This is a genomic window from Pedobacter sp. (genome assembly GCF_035566355.1).
In the GTDB taxonomy this organism is placed as follows: Bacteria; Bacteroidota; Bacteroidia; order Sphingobacteriales; family Sphingobacteriaceae; genus Pedobacter.
In genome coordinates, this window is sequence record NZ_DATMRL010000343.1 from 1 (window position 1) to 16492 (window position 16492).

Consider the following 16492-nt stretch of genomic DNA (forward strand, 5'->3'; position numbering starts at 1 on the left):
TTAGCTATTTTATGCAAACATAATTATGGCGATATTGTAGTAGAAATTATGAAAAGATACAACGAACCCATTGAACTCATCATAGAATACCGCCAGGATCCTCTGATGAAAACAGTGCCAGATATCGCGGCCGATCTGGAAGCCGCAGGTATTCCGGTGGAAAAAACAGCACCCCTGTTTAAACAAGTTGTTGAATCCAAAGAACTGCCCGCAGATTCCGAACTGACCACCAAGGTGACCGTTAGAACAGCTGTGAACGATGTAGAAGTACATCCCTGGGATCTTGCCCATGCCGCTCTGAACTCCGGCACCAATTACCGGTTTATAGAACCCGATCTGTGGCAGGAATATACGGTAGACGATAAAATGCCAGATCATTTCGATACTACCTCCGCCAAGTCATTTGGTACCGAAGCCAAAGGAGATGACGTAGACCCAGACTGGCCACCATCACAAAACCTGGTCTGGCATCTTGACGATGACCATTCACAACTCGGAAGCGCCCGGAAGGAAGTGGCCGAACTTGACGATTACGTTGTTCGTATAGGTCATCTGGATACTGGCTATACGGACCATTTTGCCATTCCGCAGAAGATAAGAGACAACCCTTATCAGCAGAACTTTATAGAAGACGAACAAGCAGATAAAGCCCTGGATATTGGGAGCAAAGGCATGCTCAGACAGCCCTATCATGGTACTGGAACCGGAGGTATTTTAGCTGGCGATAAAATCCAGCTGACCACAGCTACCGGCGAGTTTAATGATTATTTGGGTGCAGCCTATTTTGCAGAGGTGATCAGCTGCCGGATCTCTAAATCCGTGATTCTCTTTAAAACCAGCGCCTTTGCACAAGCACTGAATTACCTGACAGACCTTGTGCATAATGGAACCCAGGTTCATGTGGTATCCATGAGCATGGGAGGTGCACCCTCAAGAGCATGGGCAGATGCCGTAAATGCGGCTTATGATGCAGGCATAACCATTGTAACCGCTGCCGGAAATAACTTTGCAGGTCTGCCAACCCGCCATGTCGTTTATCCGGCCCGTTTCCATCGGGTCATAGCCGCCTGTGGAGTAACCTATACCAACGCACCCTATTATACCAGCCTGATCAATGAAATGCAGGGCAATTATGGGCCATCCAAAGACATGCAAAAGGCACTCGCTGCTTTCACGCCCAATATACTCTGGGCGAATTACACAACCGGAACAGTACAGTTCAACGGTGCAGGAACCTCTTCTGCAACACCACAAATCGCAGCCGCTGCTGCCATTTATTATAAGAAGAACCACCAGGAACTAGATGCAGCAGAACCCTGGCAACGCGTCGAAGCGATTCGGAATGCCTTGTTCAGTACAGCAAAAAAAACCGTTAAACCTGGATTTGGTGATTATTCCCAATATTTCGGTAATGGAATTATACAAGCTTCTGATGCCTTGAAAGTGCCTGTGAAAACTGATATCGCGCAAACCCCGGAAGACAGTTCACCCTGGTTCCCGATTTTAAATACTCTATTTAAAGAAGTACCCGATGAAAAACAACAGTCCAGACTAGACATGTTCAATACCGAGTTATGGCAGTTGTTGTACAGTTATCCGGAACTCGCCCGGCAAATTGGCGATGATGAAGTAGACTTTAACGAAATCAGCGCACTCCATTGGGATGCCTTTACAAATGCCGTAATGGAACATCTAGCGGCATCAAAAACACTAAAAGCATTTTTAAAAAGTAAATTCAATTGAACTAACCCCATAACGATATAGAGATGGCAAAGAAGATCGTCCTTACCCTTGAAGGTAAACTCAAAAAGAAATATGGGGCCAATATAACCCAGCTTAAAACCATATTTAGCAGCCTGGTTGCCGCAGATGCTGCGAAGGGTTTATCAACGCTCATTCTTTATGTCGATGATGTGACAACCGCCGGGAAATATGGCTATCCCATTCCAGCAACCTTTGATGAAGCGGCCTGTAAGAATATTGTAGACCAGATCTATTGGAAAGAAAGTCCGGAGTATCTGGCTATTTTTGGCGCCCAGGACATCTTTCCCTTTCAACAGCTGGTTAATCAGCTTCACCAGCCAGGTGTTGCAGGCAGTGACCCAGATGCACTTATTCCATCAGATCTTCCTTATGCCTGCGATTCCCCTTATAGTACTGACTGTAATGCCTTCACCAGTCCTACGCGTGTAGTTGGTAGAATTCCTGATATGCCCTTAAACGATCAGGAAGAAGGGACTGGAGACATTGAATATGTAAAAACAGTCATCGAAAGCATCAACACTTCAGTACCCGCCGATCCGGATATTTTTAAAAACTATTTCGCCATCTCTGCCGATGTCTGGACAGGATCCACACAGATCAGTTTGCGAAATACCTTTAGCAATGCTTTCCAGATGAAAATCAGTCCACCTGATCTGGCAGGCGGCTATAGCGCTTCCGAAATAGGTGCCCTTCCTCACTTCTTTAACCTCCATGGTGCACTCAGCAGGCCGAGTTTTTATGGACAAAAAGGCGGCAGTTATCCTGAAGCATTACGTCCGGCCGATCTGTTTGGAAAGGTTAGTCCCGGAACCTTTGTATCTGCAGAATGCTGCTACGGCGCACAATTACTTCCTTTAGGGAAAGGAATGGGCATGGCCAGCACTTATCTGTTAAACAAAGCTGCGGTCTTTATGGGCAGCTCTACAGTAGCCTATGGCCCTGCATCAGGGCAAGGCCTGGCAGATTTGATGTGCCAGTACTTCAGTATTAATGTCTTGAATGGCTCTTCCAGTGGTAGTGCGCTGCTGTCTGCACGTCAAAAGTTCCTCAGCGTGAGCGGACCAGCCCTCGATTTCCATGAATTGAAAACCCTGGCACAATTCCATATTCTTGGAGACCCTTCCATACACCCTGTACAATCTCCAGAGCCTAAGCAAATGAATACCATTGAAGACAGGCGGATTACCTTGCAGGCAAAAGGTATCAATCTTGGTCTAACCATTCCCAACACCGAAAAGATCAGTGATTCAAGATCTCAAAACCCGTTATTGGAGTTTCCATCACTCCAAAACCTGGTTAAATTTGGAGTAGCAGATCTGAAAACGGTTTTTGAGGTTGATGAAGTATTTACTAATGATTTCGCTATTGCTGCTCATAACTTTAATATACCCAATCTGGCTGGTAAACAGAAAGTTCGCTACCATGTGTTCCAAAAAGGAAGTATCTTTGATAATGGAATTTGTGATCTGAAAGTCCTTGTTGTTAAAGAACGCGACAATCAGTTCATGGGCTACCGCGAATACTTAAGCAGGTAAATGATGAAACTTACTGGGAAAATCATTCTAAAACCCTTTGCTACAGGCTCTAAGAGTGAGCATGATGCGGTGTACCTGGAAACCACTACAGGAGATTACCTCCTTCAGCGGAAGGATGACAATCCATTTGAATGTTCTGACCTGGAAAGTTTTGCGGGGAAAAACGTAACCGTAGAAGGAGAATTGACTGATTATCTTTTTATAGCGAATGATGTTACAGAAGAGGAATAAAGAATAGCAGGAGGTTGTATGTAGCAATTCTATTCTGTTATCAAAATGGATATTATTATATCCATTTTGGCTATTTTTGGACATAATAATATCCATTATGAATTTAATAAAGTTGTCTTTTCTAAGTATTACAGGTTGTTAGTTTAATTGTATTGTGATAAATGAAAAAGATAGACAAGTTGATTATTAGTTTCCTTGTGAGCTTACCGATAGTTTTTGTTTGTTCGTGCTTTTTATGGTATACTTTTTTCGGTTTAGACAGGCAACAATTGTTTCTAAAAGAGAGCAGGGATTTGACGTTTAATGGGAAGATCGACTCCATTTACTTTGATAAAGCAAATCATCGCATTTTTACAATAATGTTAAGAAATGGATATCGTTATGAAGTCTACAGCAATTGGAAGCAATTTTTTGAAAAAGGAGATTCCATTGTAAAGAGGAAAGATTCATTGAGCCTATTCATTTATAAAAAGAATATGAAACCCATTGTTTTGGATTATAATGAATTAAAAAATATCTATAAAAAATAGAACTTCATAAATAACATATGAACAGGTTTATTCTTCACTTCCATAATTCAAATTTTTGTCTAAGGAAATATATTCAAATTGCGCAAATGCTGTTCGTTCGGGTCTATGGGGAGAAGGTTCTTAAAAAGAAACCATTTGTTGCAACCTTAAAAAATGGAAATGTTTGGGTTGTAGAGGGGAGCATTGATAAAGGCGTAGATGGAGGTGTTCCACATTTAGAAATGCAGAAGTCTGATGGTAAGATAGTCGATCTTTTTCATTACAAATAATATCTAAGCTGAAGGATCATTTACACTTATCTTTACGGCTGAAAATATATTTATGATTGCATACAAACTTTACACCACGCCAAATGGAGGATCAGCCTTTCAAAAGGGAAAAATAACCACACTTCAGCATGTTCCCACATCTTATACTTTTTTCCAGCAGGATGACCCTGCACACCGCGAATTTGACTGGCATGCTGCGCCAAGGAACCAATACGTATTAACCCTACAAGGTTCGTTGGAATTTACCGTAACAGACGGAAGTACTTTTGTGGTAAATCCAGGAGATATACTTATTGCGACTGACGTTGAAGGAACAGGACACAAGTGGAGAATGTTGAGTGAAGAAAGCTGGCTGAGAGCTTACGTAGTATTGGAAGATGTAAATCTAGATGGATTCGTTCAGGATCAGAATCAATGATATTCTAGAAGAAATATCTGTCGCGATACTCAGTATCGCGACAGATTATCGAGTATCGCGACAGATTTTACTAATTTTTGTCGCGATACTCAGTATTGCGACAAAAAATCAAATCATTTTATTGTTCACCGCGTAAGAAAGCGCTTCCACCATATTACTCACACCCAAACGCTCAAAAATCCTCCTCCTGTAATACTTCACCGTATCAGAAGAAACAAAAATCTTTTCGGCAATCTGGTTAATCGTTAAACCCTGCGCATGCAGCCGCAAAATCTCTATTTCCCTTTTGCTCAGTTTCGGTTTCTCCGACTTACGCCAAATACCATTCCCTGTATTGAGTTCCCAGGTCTCGTCAGTACCCTGTTTATGGATATAAACATTACCCGCATTTTTATGGTGCGCAATAGAAACTATGCACATCGATTTCCAGATCTTTTCATCGCTGGTCAAAAATAAGGGAGTCAGCTTATGATTAATAAGAATCTGTTTGCCATCCCGGTTAACCAAATGAAAATCATAGGTGATGCTATATTGTTTTCTCTCCTCAGAAGGCAGTTTTGCAAAAAAATCAAATCCAGCGTCGTTAATCAGGTTCAGTAGTTCCAAATCCTTTTCAGGCACGTTTTTAAAATAGAACTCATAGCCCATTTGTAACACTTCCTCAGAAGAGTATCCACATAAAAACAATGGGTTTTCTGAAACATACTCAAAACCCATCTTTTCATAATCGATAATATACACGCTTTCATACGTCAACCTTGCAAAAGACTTTACCACCTCCAAATAATCTTGTTGCTGAAGGTGATCCTCCTCAGATGTTTTTTTAATCCGATTCTTAGTCAGCAGGCTCGAGTTAACGTTAGATTTCATTAGGTGCAATAGATGAATAGCAAATTTACACTAAAGTGTAGTCTTAGAAAATATTTTTGTGTTGACTTTTGTTGGAAACAATCCTATCGTAGTTAAGGTAGAGGTTTAATTAAAAATAAAAGCATGGAAAGTAAAAAAAGCACATTATCGCTGCCTTTTGCGATGATTGCATTTCTCTTAGGGGTAGCCGTATATAAAGAAATAGATTTTGAACAGCTGAGTTTTAAAAAACCAGCCCTGGGAGTCCTTTACTTATTAACTTTTCTCTTCTCAGTTTTTGTTATTGTAAGAGGAATGATCAAACAAAACAAGCAATAATGCCCATGGATATGATCAATTGCAAATATTGTAGCACCACGATCAATGGCAATTTTTGCTGCAATTGTGGCCAGCCTGTACAAGTTAAAAGAGTAGACAGTCATTATGTCCTGCACGAAATTCAGCATATTTTACATTTCGAAAAGGGTATATTATATACCGTAAAAGAATTACTGATCAGGCCCGAAAAAAGCGTCAAAGAGTTTATTGCCGATGACCGGAGCAGGCTGGTAAAGCCGGTTGTCTTCATCATCATCACTTCCTTAATCTATACGATAATCGCCCATTTTTTCCATATCGAAAAGGAATATATTGAATACAGTGAGGCCAAATCAACTACCGTAGGTGTAATTTTCGATTGGGTACAAAGTCATTACGGTTATGCCAATATTGTATTAGGCTTATTTATAGCTTTTTGGCTGAAGCTGTTTTTTAAAAAATATGGATACAATTTTTTTGAACTGCTAATTCTACTATGTTTTGTTGTGGGAATGGGGATGCTGATCATGGCTGTTTTTGCCGCTCTTGAAGGAATCACAAAACTAGACCTGACTAAAACTTCTGGAGTTGTTGAAGCAGGCTATTGTGCCTGGGCAATCGGGCAATTTTTTGATAAAAAGAAAATAGCAAGCTATTTAAAAGCCCTCGCGGCCTTTATGTTGGGTATAATTACAGCTTGCATCGCAATAGGACTTTTAAGCGCTGTCATAGATTCTTTTATAAAGTCATAAATGGCCTTAATGCCTAAAAGTCCGGCGGTATTCCAGTGGCGACTTACCGGTTTGTAATTTAAAATACCGGTTAAAATTTGACAAATTACTAAAACCAGACTCGTTGCAAACCGAGGTAATGCTCTCATTGTTTTCCCTCAATAACTTACAGGCGTGCTCAATTCTAACCGCAATCAAAAAATCAAAATAAGTTCTGCCCGTACGTGATTTAAAATAATAACAAAACGCATTAGGCACCATGTGAACAATAGCCGCAATCTCTTTCAGCTTAATTTCCTTGTAGAAATTATCCATGGTGAAAAGATAAATCATTGTTAACCTGGTTTCATCAATCTTTTTAAACAGGTTGGTGTCCTTATAATCCGATAAATTCAAGATTTCCTCACTCTCTCCAATTTTATTCAGTAACTGCAGCAATAAAGGTAAGCGCTCATAATAAAGCGAGGTTTCAATCTTTAACAAATAGTCAACCACAATCATCTTTAAACCCTTATCGATCAGAAGACCCTTCTTTGCTTCTATGAGTAAGTTCTTCAGGATCCTGTTTTCCGGAAGCGTTAAAAAATCATGACCTAATTTATTTGGATCGAAATGCAAAGTCAGCAACTGCAAAGGCACAGGCGGTTTCGCATGTTTCATCGCATAATCATAATACCTGTTGGTCTCAAATTTGAACATATGCGGCACATTCGGGCCAATCAAAATCATGGTGTCGCCCGAAATCCTTTTGGAAGTATCTCCGATAGAAAAAGTCCCTTCGCCCGATTTAACATAAATAAGTTCCATTTCCTGGTGGCTGTGAAAACTGTTCAAAGCATGGTACATATTGGCATCTGCCAATGTAAACGTTGAATTTTCAACTTTTAAAACCTGACCAAAGAATTCCTTCATTTATACTATATAAATATAAAATGGTAAAAATGTAAGTAAAGTTATGAATATAATATCATTTCCTCTTAATATATAACAAAGGCACATCTGGCTTGACCTCTACATTTGCTTAAGATAATTAAGCCATGAACATGAACAGATTTACAATGGGGCTCATTGAAGCTTCAATTGGAGACATCGAATTAGTAGGTGGAAAAAACGCATCTCTTGGAGAGATGCTGCAAAAACTGACTCCACTAGGTGTAAAAATACCCGATGGGTCTATTCTTACAAGCTTCGCCTATTTTCAATTTATAAAAGACAACAACCTGGATCAGAAAATAAGAGACATTATTGAACATTCAGATATTGATAACCTGCAGATGCTCTCTTCAAGCGGCGACCAGATCCGGCAACTGATACAAAACGGTAAATTTTCTGCAGAAATGGAGGCAGAAATTTTGACAGCTTATCAAAAACTCATGGGACCATATGGCGACTACTCTATAGGCGTTGCCGTTCGTTCATCAGCTACCGCAGAAGATCTTCCCGATGCATCCTTTGCCGGTCAGCAAGATACTTATTTGAATATCAGAGGAGAAGAGCGCCTGTTAACCGCCATTAAAAACTGCTTTGCATCATTGTTCACCAACAGGGCAATCAGTTACAGAGAATCCTTCCAATTTGGCCATTTTAATGTTGGCCTTTCTGTATGCATACAGAAAATGGTACGTTCAGACATAGGTGTTTCAGGAGTCGCTTTTTCCATTGATACCGAAAGTGGTTTTAAAGATGCCGTAATTATCAACGGTTCCTATGGACTGGGCGAACTGATTGTACAAGGCGCCATTAACCCCGACGAATTTATTGTATATAAACCACTGCTAAAAAACGGATTTCCATCCATCATCGAAAAGAAACTAGGCAAAAAACAAGAGAAGATGATCTACGGAGCCGGAGAAACAGCCGTAACAGTTATAGAAACACCAGCAGAAGATTCCTCCAGATTTTGCTTAACAAATGACCAGATCCTGCAACTCAGCAATTGGGTAATGATCATAGAAGATTACTACACTAAGCTCAGAGGAAAATGGTGCCCAATGGACATAGAATGGGCAGTAGATGGAGCCTCCGGGCAGCTTTATATTGTACAGGCAAGACCAGAAACCATTCATTCACTTAAAGAGATAAATTACATTACAGAATACCGCATTACAGATGTAAACAGACATCAAAACATCTTGTTAAAAGGTATTGCCGTTGGCGATAAAATTGCCTTTGGCCGGGTACACAACCTACAAGGACTTGAAAAGCACCATATCCATGAAATCAACTTCTTGCCGGGCGATATCATGGTTACAGAAATGACAGACCCCGACTGGGAGCCCATCATGAAAAAAGCCTCAGCCATCATTACCAACAAAGGCGGACGGACCTGCCACGCAGCCATTGTAGCCAGAGAATTAGGCGTACCAGCTATAGTAGGATGTGATCATGCCACAAAAATGCTAAAAACAGGCAAGGAAATTACCGTTTCCTGTGCAGAAGGAGAGGCTGGAATTGTATATAAAGGGCGGGTTTCATTTACAAAGATTGAGCATGATCTTTCCGATCTGCCAGAAATCAACACCCCGGTCATGATGAACATCGGATCACCCGATATTGCCTTTCAATATGCCAGTTATCCTGCAAAAGGCGTTGGGCTTGCCAGGGAGGAATTCATTATCAATAATTACATCAAGATCCACCCTATGGCGCTCCTCAAACACCAAACGTTAAACGATGAAGCCTTAACCGCACATATTACATCAACAATTGCCGGTTACACAGACGAAGAGACCTATTTTATTGAAAAGCTATCTTATGGTGTAGCAAAAATTGCTGCGGCCTATTATCCAAACAAGGTCATTGTCCGTTTTTCAGACTTTAAAACCAATGAGTATTACAATATGCCCGGAGGTAAGTACTTTGAACCCGGAGAAGAAAATCCAATGATAGGCTGGAGAGGTGCATCCAGGTATTATTCTGAGGCTTATAAGGAAGCCTTTGGAATGGAATGTAAAGCCATTAAAAAAGTCCGCGAAATTATGGGATTTGATAATGTTGTGGTAATGATTCCATTTTGCAGAACTGTTAACGAACTTTTGCAGGTTTATGAAGTCATGAACCAATATGGTTTAAAACGTGGAGAGAATGGCCTGGAAGTTTATTTAATGGCAGAAATTCCATCTAATGTGATTCTGGCCGAACAGTTTGCCCTGCATATTGATGGGTTTTCTATCGGTTCAAACGATCTTACACAATTGGTACTCGGGCTAGACAGAGATTCTTCCCTGGTGGCTGGTTTGTATAACGAACGGAATGATGCTGTGAAAATGATGATCTCCAACCTGATCAAATCTGCCAAAAAGATGAATGTAAAAGTGGGTATCTGTGGACAAGGACCATCCGATTACCCGGATTTTGCGCAGTTTCTGGTAGGAGAAGGAATTGATTCCATATCGGTTACACCAGACTCTTTCATGAAAACAGTTCATGCCATAAAAGAAGTGGAAGACAAACTGAATAGTGTTTTATTGAGCTATCATTGATGAAATATTTACTGATGAGCCGATTATTTTAGCTAATCGGCTCATAATTTTGCTATATTTGAGCCGATTAATATAATTAATTGGCTCAAAATGTATAACTGGCAACATAAAGAATGGCCCAGGTTTACTTATAAAGCAGAGAGATTGCACGAAATAGCAATTTTGTTTGCCCAAGAGTTGGGCCTGGTAAACGGTTTGGTTTTAGGTTTAAATGAAGAACTTAAACAAGAAACTGTGCTGGAAATTTTAATTTCAGAAGCCATTAAGACTTCAGAAATTGAAGGAGAATATATGAGCAGGGAAGACGTAATGTCTTCTATTAAAAATAACTTAGGTATAAAACCTACCATCATTGTTAAAGATAAAAGAGTTTCGGGTGTTGCAAAACTGATGCTTGAAGTTAATCAGGATATTCATCAACATTTAAATCTCGAAAAAATCCTCAGCTGGCATAAAATTTTAATGGAATATGATCCAAAAATTAACGCAGGCGAATGGCGTAAAGGAACAGAACCTATGCAGGTTGTTTCGGGTGCTTACGGCAGAGAGGTAGTGCATTATGAAGCGCCGCCATCAGAAAATGTACCTGCCGAAATGGAAAGTTTTATGGACTGGTACCATAACTCAGAATTACCTGTCAAGGATCATCTTTCCAAAGCTTTGTTAAAGTCGGCTATCGCACATTTGTATTTCGAAAGCATTCACCCCTTTGAAGATGGCAATGGTAGAATTGGACGTGCATTAGCTGAATTTACACTTTCTCAAGGCTTGAAAAGCCCTGCATTGCTTTCCATGTCAAAAACGATTGAGCAAGACAAGAATAAATATTACGATCAACTCAAGTTTGCACAAAAGACTTTAGATATCACAGATTGGCTAAATTATTTTGCTGAGATGATATTAGAAGCACAAAAAGATGCCAAAGAGCTGATACAGTTTACACTCAAAAAAGCGAAATTTTTTGATCAATACGCTCAACAACTTAATGAGCGCCAGTTAAAAGTAATTCAGCGTATGTTAGAAAGTGGTGCTAATGGTTTTGAAGGTGGGATGACGGCTAAGAAATACATAAGTATTACCAAAATATCTAAGGCTACAGCAACCAGAGACCTCCAGGAGCTTCATGAATGGGGTATTTTTACTCCAGAAGGAGCAGGGAGATCGGTGAGATATAAACTGGTTTTATAGGACCCTAAACGCTACGGGCGCTACGGATGTCTGTTTCTTAAAGAAATTAGAAAAATGCGCAATATCATCAAAACCCAGCGCGTAAGAAATCTCGGCAATGTTCCAGTTGGTTTGTTTGAGCAAGATCTTAGCTTCCTGCACAATGCGGTTGGCAATGACTTGGGTAGTGGTATTGCCGGTAACCTCTTTCAGTACCTTGTTGAGATGATTTACATGTACTGCTAATCGGTTTGCATAATCTTTTGCCGTGCGAAGATTTAAACGCTGATGCTGTGATTCAATGGGGAACTGTCTTTCTAACAACTCGATAAATAAAGACGAGATCCTGTCGGAAGCATTATGTGCACCTTCAACAACAGATACAGGCTGAAGTTTCTGGCCGTAATGGATCAGTTCCAGCACCAGATTGCGCAATAAATCATATTTAAAACGATAATCGGAAGCAATCTCCTTGTGCATCTTTTTAAAGATATATTCAATCTCCTTAACTTCTTCCGGATCCAACTGGAATACCGGCACCTGTCCGGGTTGAAATATAGGCAGATCATCCAGGTCGGCACCTGTTTTTCCCTGTGCCAGAAAATCGGCCGTAAAAATACAGAACATGCCAGTTTGGTTGCCCTCTTCGGGGATCCAGTTATAAGGAATTTTAGGCGTAGCAAAAAGCAGGGCACTTTCCGGGATATCAATAGTTTTATCCGCGTACTCTGCCCTGCTTTTTCCTCTTATCCAGCTTATTTTATAATAGGCCCTGCGGCTGTAAGGCATCTGCCGGGCACCGGTCTTTTTATCAAACAGCGACTCAGTAACAAACACATTAAAATGGCCTATTTCTTTGGCGATATCAGTAGGTAGCGGCGCAGCGCTTTCCTGATAAAACTCATTTAATGATGTCTTGCCGATCATGTCTATTTTAATTAATGATTTCACCGATTGCATTCATATTGCACAAATCAATCAGTGAAATCAAACCCAAGTTACAAAATTTAAAGCTTAACTATACATGCATACCACCTGATACTTCGATTCTTTGGCCGGTTATCCATCTGGCATCCTCAGTACATAAAAAGGCCACTACACCACCAATATCCTCTGCAACGCCCGGGCGACCCATAGCCGTTACACTGCTTACCGCATCGTTCAACTGCGGATTATCACGAACCTGCCCGCCGTTAAAATCGGTAGCGATAGCCCCCGGAGCAACAACGTTGGCGCGGATCTTTTGGGCACCCAATTCTTTCGCCAGGTAACGGGTAAACACCTCTATAGCGCCTTTCATAGAAGCATAGGCCGATGCACCCGGCATAGCAAAACGCGCCAGACCTGAGGAGATATTAACAATGCCACCACCATCATTCAAAATGGGTAAGATGTTTTGAGTCAGGAAATAAACCCCTTTAAAGTGAATGTTCAGCAATTCATCAAAAGCTTCTTCTGTCGTTTGGCTGATAGGAGCGTGATGGCCGGTACCAGCGTTGTTAATCAGGAAATCCAGATGATCAGTGCCAAAAGTATCCTTCAAAATGCTTTTTAACTGTTCTATGAACGCAGCGAAGCTTTTGATGTCGCCGGTATTTAACTGTAAGGCGACCGCTTTTAGACCACTTTGCTGTATTTGATGAACAACCTCCTGGGCATCATCTGCTTTACTGTTATAGGTAAGAATAACATTAATTCCTTTTTCGGCCAGTCTAAGCGCCATGTCTTTGCCTAATCCGCGGCTTCCGCCGGTTACCAGTGCTATTTGATTTTTGTTTTCCATGTCGATTTCTTTGAATTTATGGTACAAATATCGGGTAGGAATAGAGGGGAGTGTTTGGACAAATCAATCGGTTATTTGCGAAATTCAAATAAGGAAGAATGTAGATTGAACCAATTTAAAACTTACATCAGTCTATTAGGGTGTGCTTTAAAGTTTTTAGCAACTTAGTTAGCCTCTCATCACTTAAATCTTCCAGCATATATTGCCTATATGTTTTCTCTCCATCACGAAATGTTACTTCAAATTTTTCATCATATGCTTCAATCATAATATATTTTTGATCTGGCCTTAATTTGTGTTGGACCGATCGGGAAATCAATAGTCTGTGAATGGATGTACCGAAGCGGAAATAACTATCTTCCCCTTTCTTTTTTAAGTCTAAAATAAATTTTGAAATTGGTTTTAAACGTCCAAAACCTGAGTAATTATCAATAAGGTCTTTAAAATAAAGATCTGTTTCAGTCAAAGACTCTGCAAATTGATTTAGTATTATTTGAGTTCTATTCTGCATATAGAAATTTATAAACTGAATAAAGGTATTTTTATCGCCAGAAAATTCCTGTTGGCTTTAACATTAGCCGTTCGGTTTATTAATATAATTTTTTATCGGAAAATTTGAAATCCTGTATTTTTGGTAAGGGTCTGATTAAAACTATTTTTTTCCTTTTACTTAGTGCTTTCTTTGAACCTGATTTTTCATCAGTTTCGGTTCTGAGCCCTGTAATTAAGTTAAATCTAGTTTCTGTGAATATTGTGTTTTCGTCAATATATCCTTTGGTTGCGTTATTAGTTAACTTTTTCACGTTAATTAGTTCAAAATTGCCATTGTGGTATTTAAAATCGTAAGTAATATTTCCTCCTTTAATTTCACTCCACATGGTTAAAATCCCTTTTTCAATGAAAAAATCTGGAATTTGATATTCATTAGGTTTCCCCTGGTTCTCAACAGGATATTGTGGTTCAATTATTTTGGTTGAAGATACCGCTAAAGTTAATTTTCCATTTGGACGAGATAGAAAAATTTGCAGTATTAATGGCCTTGTTTCATCTATTGTGTCCATTTTTACCAGTATTTTGTCCATTTTGCCATCATTGTTTAAATCGCCCTTTTCTTCCCTTACTTGATAAGTGTAATAGCCTTTATGTTTGATGTTTTGAGCAAATAAATCCATTTGGGCTGAAATCAAAATGAATACAAAGCATAGATAAATGTTCTTCATAATTTTATTTTATTGTCAGTTTTGAAACTGACGGTTGGCTCATAAATATACGAAAGTGTTCGAGTTCAATTCTCGAAACGACAACTCTGCCGTTTGACGCGTGCTACCCGTTGTCTTAATTTAAGGTGAAAAATACCGTTCACCTTAAAATTGGCCTATTTTTAAGGTGAAAGATCAAAATGTCAATTGATTTTAAGGTGAAAAATACCATTCACCTTAAAATTAGCCTCTTTTTAAGGTGAATGGTGTTTTCGTAGTTGACTTTGATGCCAATTGATGGATTCACCTTAAAAAGTCGTGTATTTTAAGGTCAAAATGGTTATGTTTGTATTATGAGCTATCCAATCAATTCTGATAGAAATAAGCCTTGGAATAATATTCCTAATTTACCTATTGATACCAGCTTTTACGAAGATCTTGATGTGTATAAGCAGTTAGTAAATGCTAAAGCAGCATTAGGAAGATTACAAGGAAGAAGTATTGCTATTCCAAATCAAGGTATGTTAATTAACTCAATCAGTTTACAGGAGGCTAAAGCTTCTAGTGCCATCGAGAATATTTTTACGACGGACGATGAACTTTATAAAGCATATAGCGAAGAAAACATACAGCAACTACCGGGACCCGCTAAAGAAATTTTATTTTATCGTGAAGCATTATGGACGGGGCATAAACATCTCGAAAACAATTATACTCTAGATAGGGACTATTTTATAAAAATGTACCGAATTATAACTGGATATAATGATGGAATCAGAACACCTATTGCTCAAATCGTTATTAAGGAAGGTGGAACAGGACCTAATGCGGGTAAGGTTTTTTATACCCCCCCCAGAGGAACGGGAATAGTTGAAGAAAAGCTTGATAACTTGATTGAATTCCTGAATGACGATGATCGATATGCCATTGATCCACTGTTGAAAATGGCGATTGGTCATTATCAATTTGAAGCGATACATCCATTTCGTGATGGAAATGGTCGTACAGGTAGGATATTTAATATTAATTATTTGACAAGTAAGGGGCTTTTAGATTATCCTATACTTTTTCTGAGTAAGTATATTATGGACAATAAAGACGACTATTATGCAGGCTTGTCAGGTATCACGCAGCGTGGAAGCTGGAAGAACTGGTTGATTTATATGCTAAAGGCTGTTGAAGTTACATCTAATATTACCTATAATAAGATCAATGATATTATTGCAGCCAAAGATGCTATTTTACAGGCAATTGTAGAGCAAACCCAAATTACACGTCCTGAAAGTTTAGTGAATGCAATATTTACACAACCGTTTACAAAGGTTAAACATCTGGTTGATGCAGGCTTGTACTCAGAAAATACTGGCAGAAAATACCTCGATGAGTTGTCGGCTATGGGAGTTTTGGAAAAGCGGATAATTGGAAAGGGGACTTATTACCTGAATCTGGAATTGTATAGGATACTTTCTGATTAAAAACAGAACAATCTGCATAACAAAATTTCTCCCACTCTGTGAACAACTTAAGAAGGTTACCCAAAAACTGAACACATAATAGCGACATGTCCAGTTTTCGACTAAAAATTGGACATATGCATGGCATCAAATTTTTTCCCTGTTGCTTTATCAATAGGCAAATAAACCAATTTCTCCAGATCAAGTTCGTCCTTATCAAAAGCCGCTGTCGATTCCATTTTCACCAAGCTTGATGCCTTTGCAGTCGCATCGCAGCCCTGCGCTCTTAAATTTTTAATGAGCTGTTCCCGATTTTGTGATTCTATCGCAATCACCCAATAAGTATGATGTAGATTAAGCCGACCTATCTTCATTTCATCAGGTACATTGCCTAATATAGACAAAGCAAGCTCTCTTCTTTTTTGTGTATCATCTACAGGGTAATGACCGACGCGTCTTGCCATTAATTTTAAATTCGCGTGGCAAGGTCTGTATCTGATTTTCTTCATGACATCAGCACCGGGGAAACCCTTTGTAAAACCAGCCAGTACATCGTCGAAATCTCTATTCGATGCTCTGGCAAATACATAAAGCATACTGAATATCCATCTTAACGTAATCACTTTAATGGCCAATGCCTTAAATATCTTCTTCAAATACAATTTGGGACTTTGTATTGGAAGTTGATCATTGAGCAAAACAACATTGTGATATAAGCTGGGATTATTAAACCGGAGCATTGCCCCAGTTAAACTCGTATTG

Annotated in this window: 17 protein-coding genes; 10 read left to right on the plus strand and 7 right to left on the minus strand. The window is 39.4% G+C overall.

What is annotated here, in order from left to right:
- The 5 genes from VNZ46_RS13205 to VNZ46_RS13225 form a co-directional block, all read left to right on the plus strand.
- Positions 1-1743: S8/S53 family peptidase (locus tag VNZ46_RS13205; RefSeq protein ID WP_325560567.1), on the plus strand; the 1743-nt coding region annotated here is incomplete at its 5' end.
- Positions 1744-1766: 23 nt separating this feature from the next.
- Positions 1767-3299 carry a hypothetical protein gene (locus tag VNZ46_RS13210; RefSeq protein ID WP_325560568.1) on the plus strand — a complete coding sequence of 511 codons (1533 nt, stop codon included), beginning with the start codon at positions 1767-1769 and terminating at the stop codon, positions 3297-3299.
- Positions 3300-3530 (plus strand): hypothetical protein, encoded by a 231-nt coding sequence (locus VNZ46_RS13215; protein WP_325560569.1) that lies wholly within the window; start codon positions 3300-3302, stop codon positions 3528-3530.
- A 547-nt stretch (positions 3531-4077) separates the two neighbouring features.
- Complete coding sequence (locus VNZ46_RS13220) at positions 4078-4329, plus strand: NTF2 fold immunity protein (RefSeq protein WP_325560570.1); 252 nt, start codon at positions 4078-4080, stop codon at positions 4327-4329.
- A 52-nt stretch (positions 4330-4381) separates the two neighbouring features.
- Positions 4382-4747 (plus strand): hypothetical protein, encoded by a 366-nt coding sequence (locus VNZ46_RS13225; protein ID WP_325560571.1) that lies wholly within the window; start codon positions 4382-4384, stop codon positions 4745-4747.
- Positions 4748-4855: 108 nt separating this feature from the next.
- Here the strand turns inward: VNZ46_RS13225 and VNZ46_RS13230 are convergent, their stop codons facing one another.
- A complete protein-coding gene (locus VNZ46_RS13230; protein ID WP_325560572.1) occupies positions 4856-5617 on the minus strand; it encodes a helix-turn-helix transcriptional regulator in 762 nt (253 codons plus the stop codon).
- A 123-nt stretch (positions 5618-5740) separates the two neighbouring features.
- On the opposite strand from VNZ46_RS13230, the gene VNZ46_RS13235 reads away from it, so the two are divergent.
- Positions 5741-5935, plus strand: coding sequence for a hypothetical protein (locus VNZ46_RS13235; protein WP_325560573.1), 195 nt, complete (start codon positions 5741-5743; stop codon positions 5933-5935).
- Positions 5935-6666 carry a DUF3667 domain-containing protein gene (locus VNZ46_RS13240; protein ID WP_325560574.1) on the plus strand — a complete coding sequence of 244 codons (732 nt, stop codon included), beginning with the start codon at positions 5935-5937 and terminating at the stop codon, positions 6664-6666. The genes VNZ46_RS13235 and VNZ46_RS13240 overlap by 1 nt, the downstream gene beginning before the upstream one ends.
- 6 nt (positions 6667-6672) lie before the next feature.
- On the opposite strand, the gene VNZ46_RS13245 is transcribed toward VNZ46_RS13240, so the two are convergent.
- A complete protein-coding gene (locus VNZ46_RS13245; RefSeq protein ID WP_325560575.1) occupies positions 6673-7557 on the minus strand; it encodes an AraC family transcriptional regulator in 885 nt (294 codons plus the stop codon).
- Positions 7558-7688: 131 nt separating this feature from the next.
- Between VNZ46_RS13245 and ppsA the strand changes: the two genes are divergently transcribed.
- Positions 7689-10127, plus strand: coding sequence for a phosphoenolpyruvate synthase (gene ppsA / locus VNZ46_RS13250; RefSeq protein ID WP_325560576.1), 2439 nt, complete (start codon positions 7689-7691; stop codon positions 10125-10127).
- 90 nt (positions 10128-10217) lie between these two features.
- Complete coding sequence (locus tag VNZ46_RS13255; protein ID WP_325560577.1) at positions 10218-11315, plus strand: Fic family protein; 1098 nt, start codon at positions 10218-10220, stop codon at positions 11313-11315.
- Here VNZ46_RS13255 and VNZ46_RS13260 read toward each other — a convergent pair.
- From VNZ46_RS13260 to VNZ46_RS13275, 4 genes are all read right to left on the minus strand, one after another.
- On the minus strand, positions 11310-12245 hold the full coding sequence (locus VNZ46_RS13260) for a helix-turn-helix transcriptional regulator (protein ID WP_325560578.1): 936 nt from the start codon (positions 12243-12245) through the stop codon (positions 11310-11312). The two genes, VNZ46_RS13255 and VNZ46_RS13260, sit on opposite strands and share 6 nt — an antisense overlap.
- A gap of 67 nt (positions 12246-12312) precedes the next feature.
- Positions 12313-13077, minus strand: coding sequence for an SDR family NAD(P)-dependent oxidoreductase (locus tag VNZ46_RS13265; protein ID WP_325560579.1), 765 nt, complete (start codon positions 13075-13077; stop codon positions 12313-12315).
- 127 nt (positions 13078-13204) lie between these two features.
- Positions 13205-13588, minus strand: coding sequence for a hypothetical protein (locus VNZ46_RS13270; protein WP_325560580.1), 384 nt, complete (start codon positions 13586-13588; stop codon positions 13205-13207).
- Between the two features lie 79 nt (positions 13589-13667).
- Positions 13668-14297 carry a hypothetical protein gene (locus tag VNZ46_RS13275; protein WP_325560581.1) on the minus strand — a complete coding sequence of 210 codons (630 nt, stop codon included), beginning with the start codon at positions 14295-14297 and terminating at the stop codon, positions 13668-13670.
- A 332-nt stretch (positions 14298-14629) separates the two neighbouring features.
- Between VNZ46_RS13275 and VNZ46_RS13280 the strand changes: the two genes are divergently transcribed.
- Complete coding sequence (locus tag VNZ46_RS13280; protein WP_325560582.1) at positions 14630-15751, plus strand: Fic family protein; 1122 nt, start codon at positions 14630-14632, stop codon at positions 15749-15751.
- A 101-nt stretch (positions 15752-15852) separates the two neighbouring features.
- On the opposite strand, the gene VNZ46_RS13285 is transcribed toward VNZ46_RS13280, so the two are convergent.
- Positions 15853-16492: hypothetical protein (locus VNZ46_RS13285; RefSeq protein ID WP_325560583.1), on the minus strand; the 640-nt coding region annotated here is incomplete at its 5' end.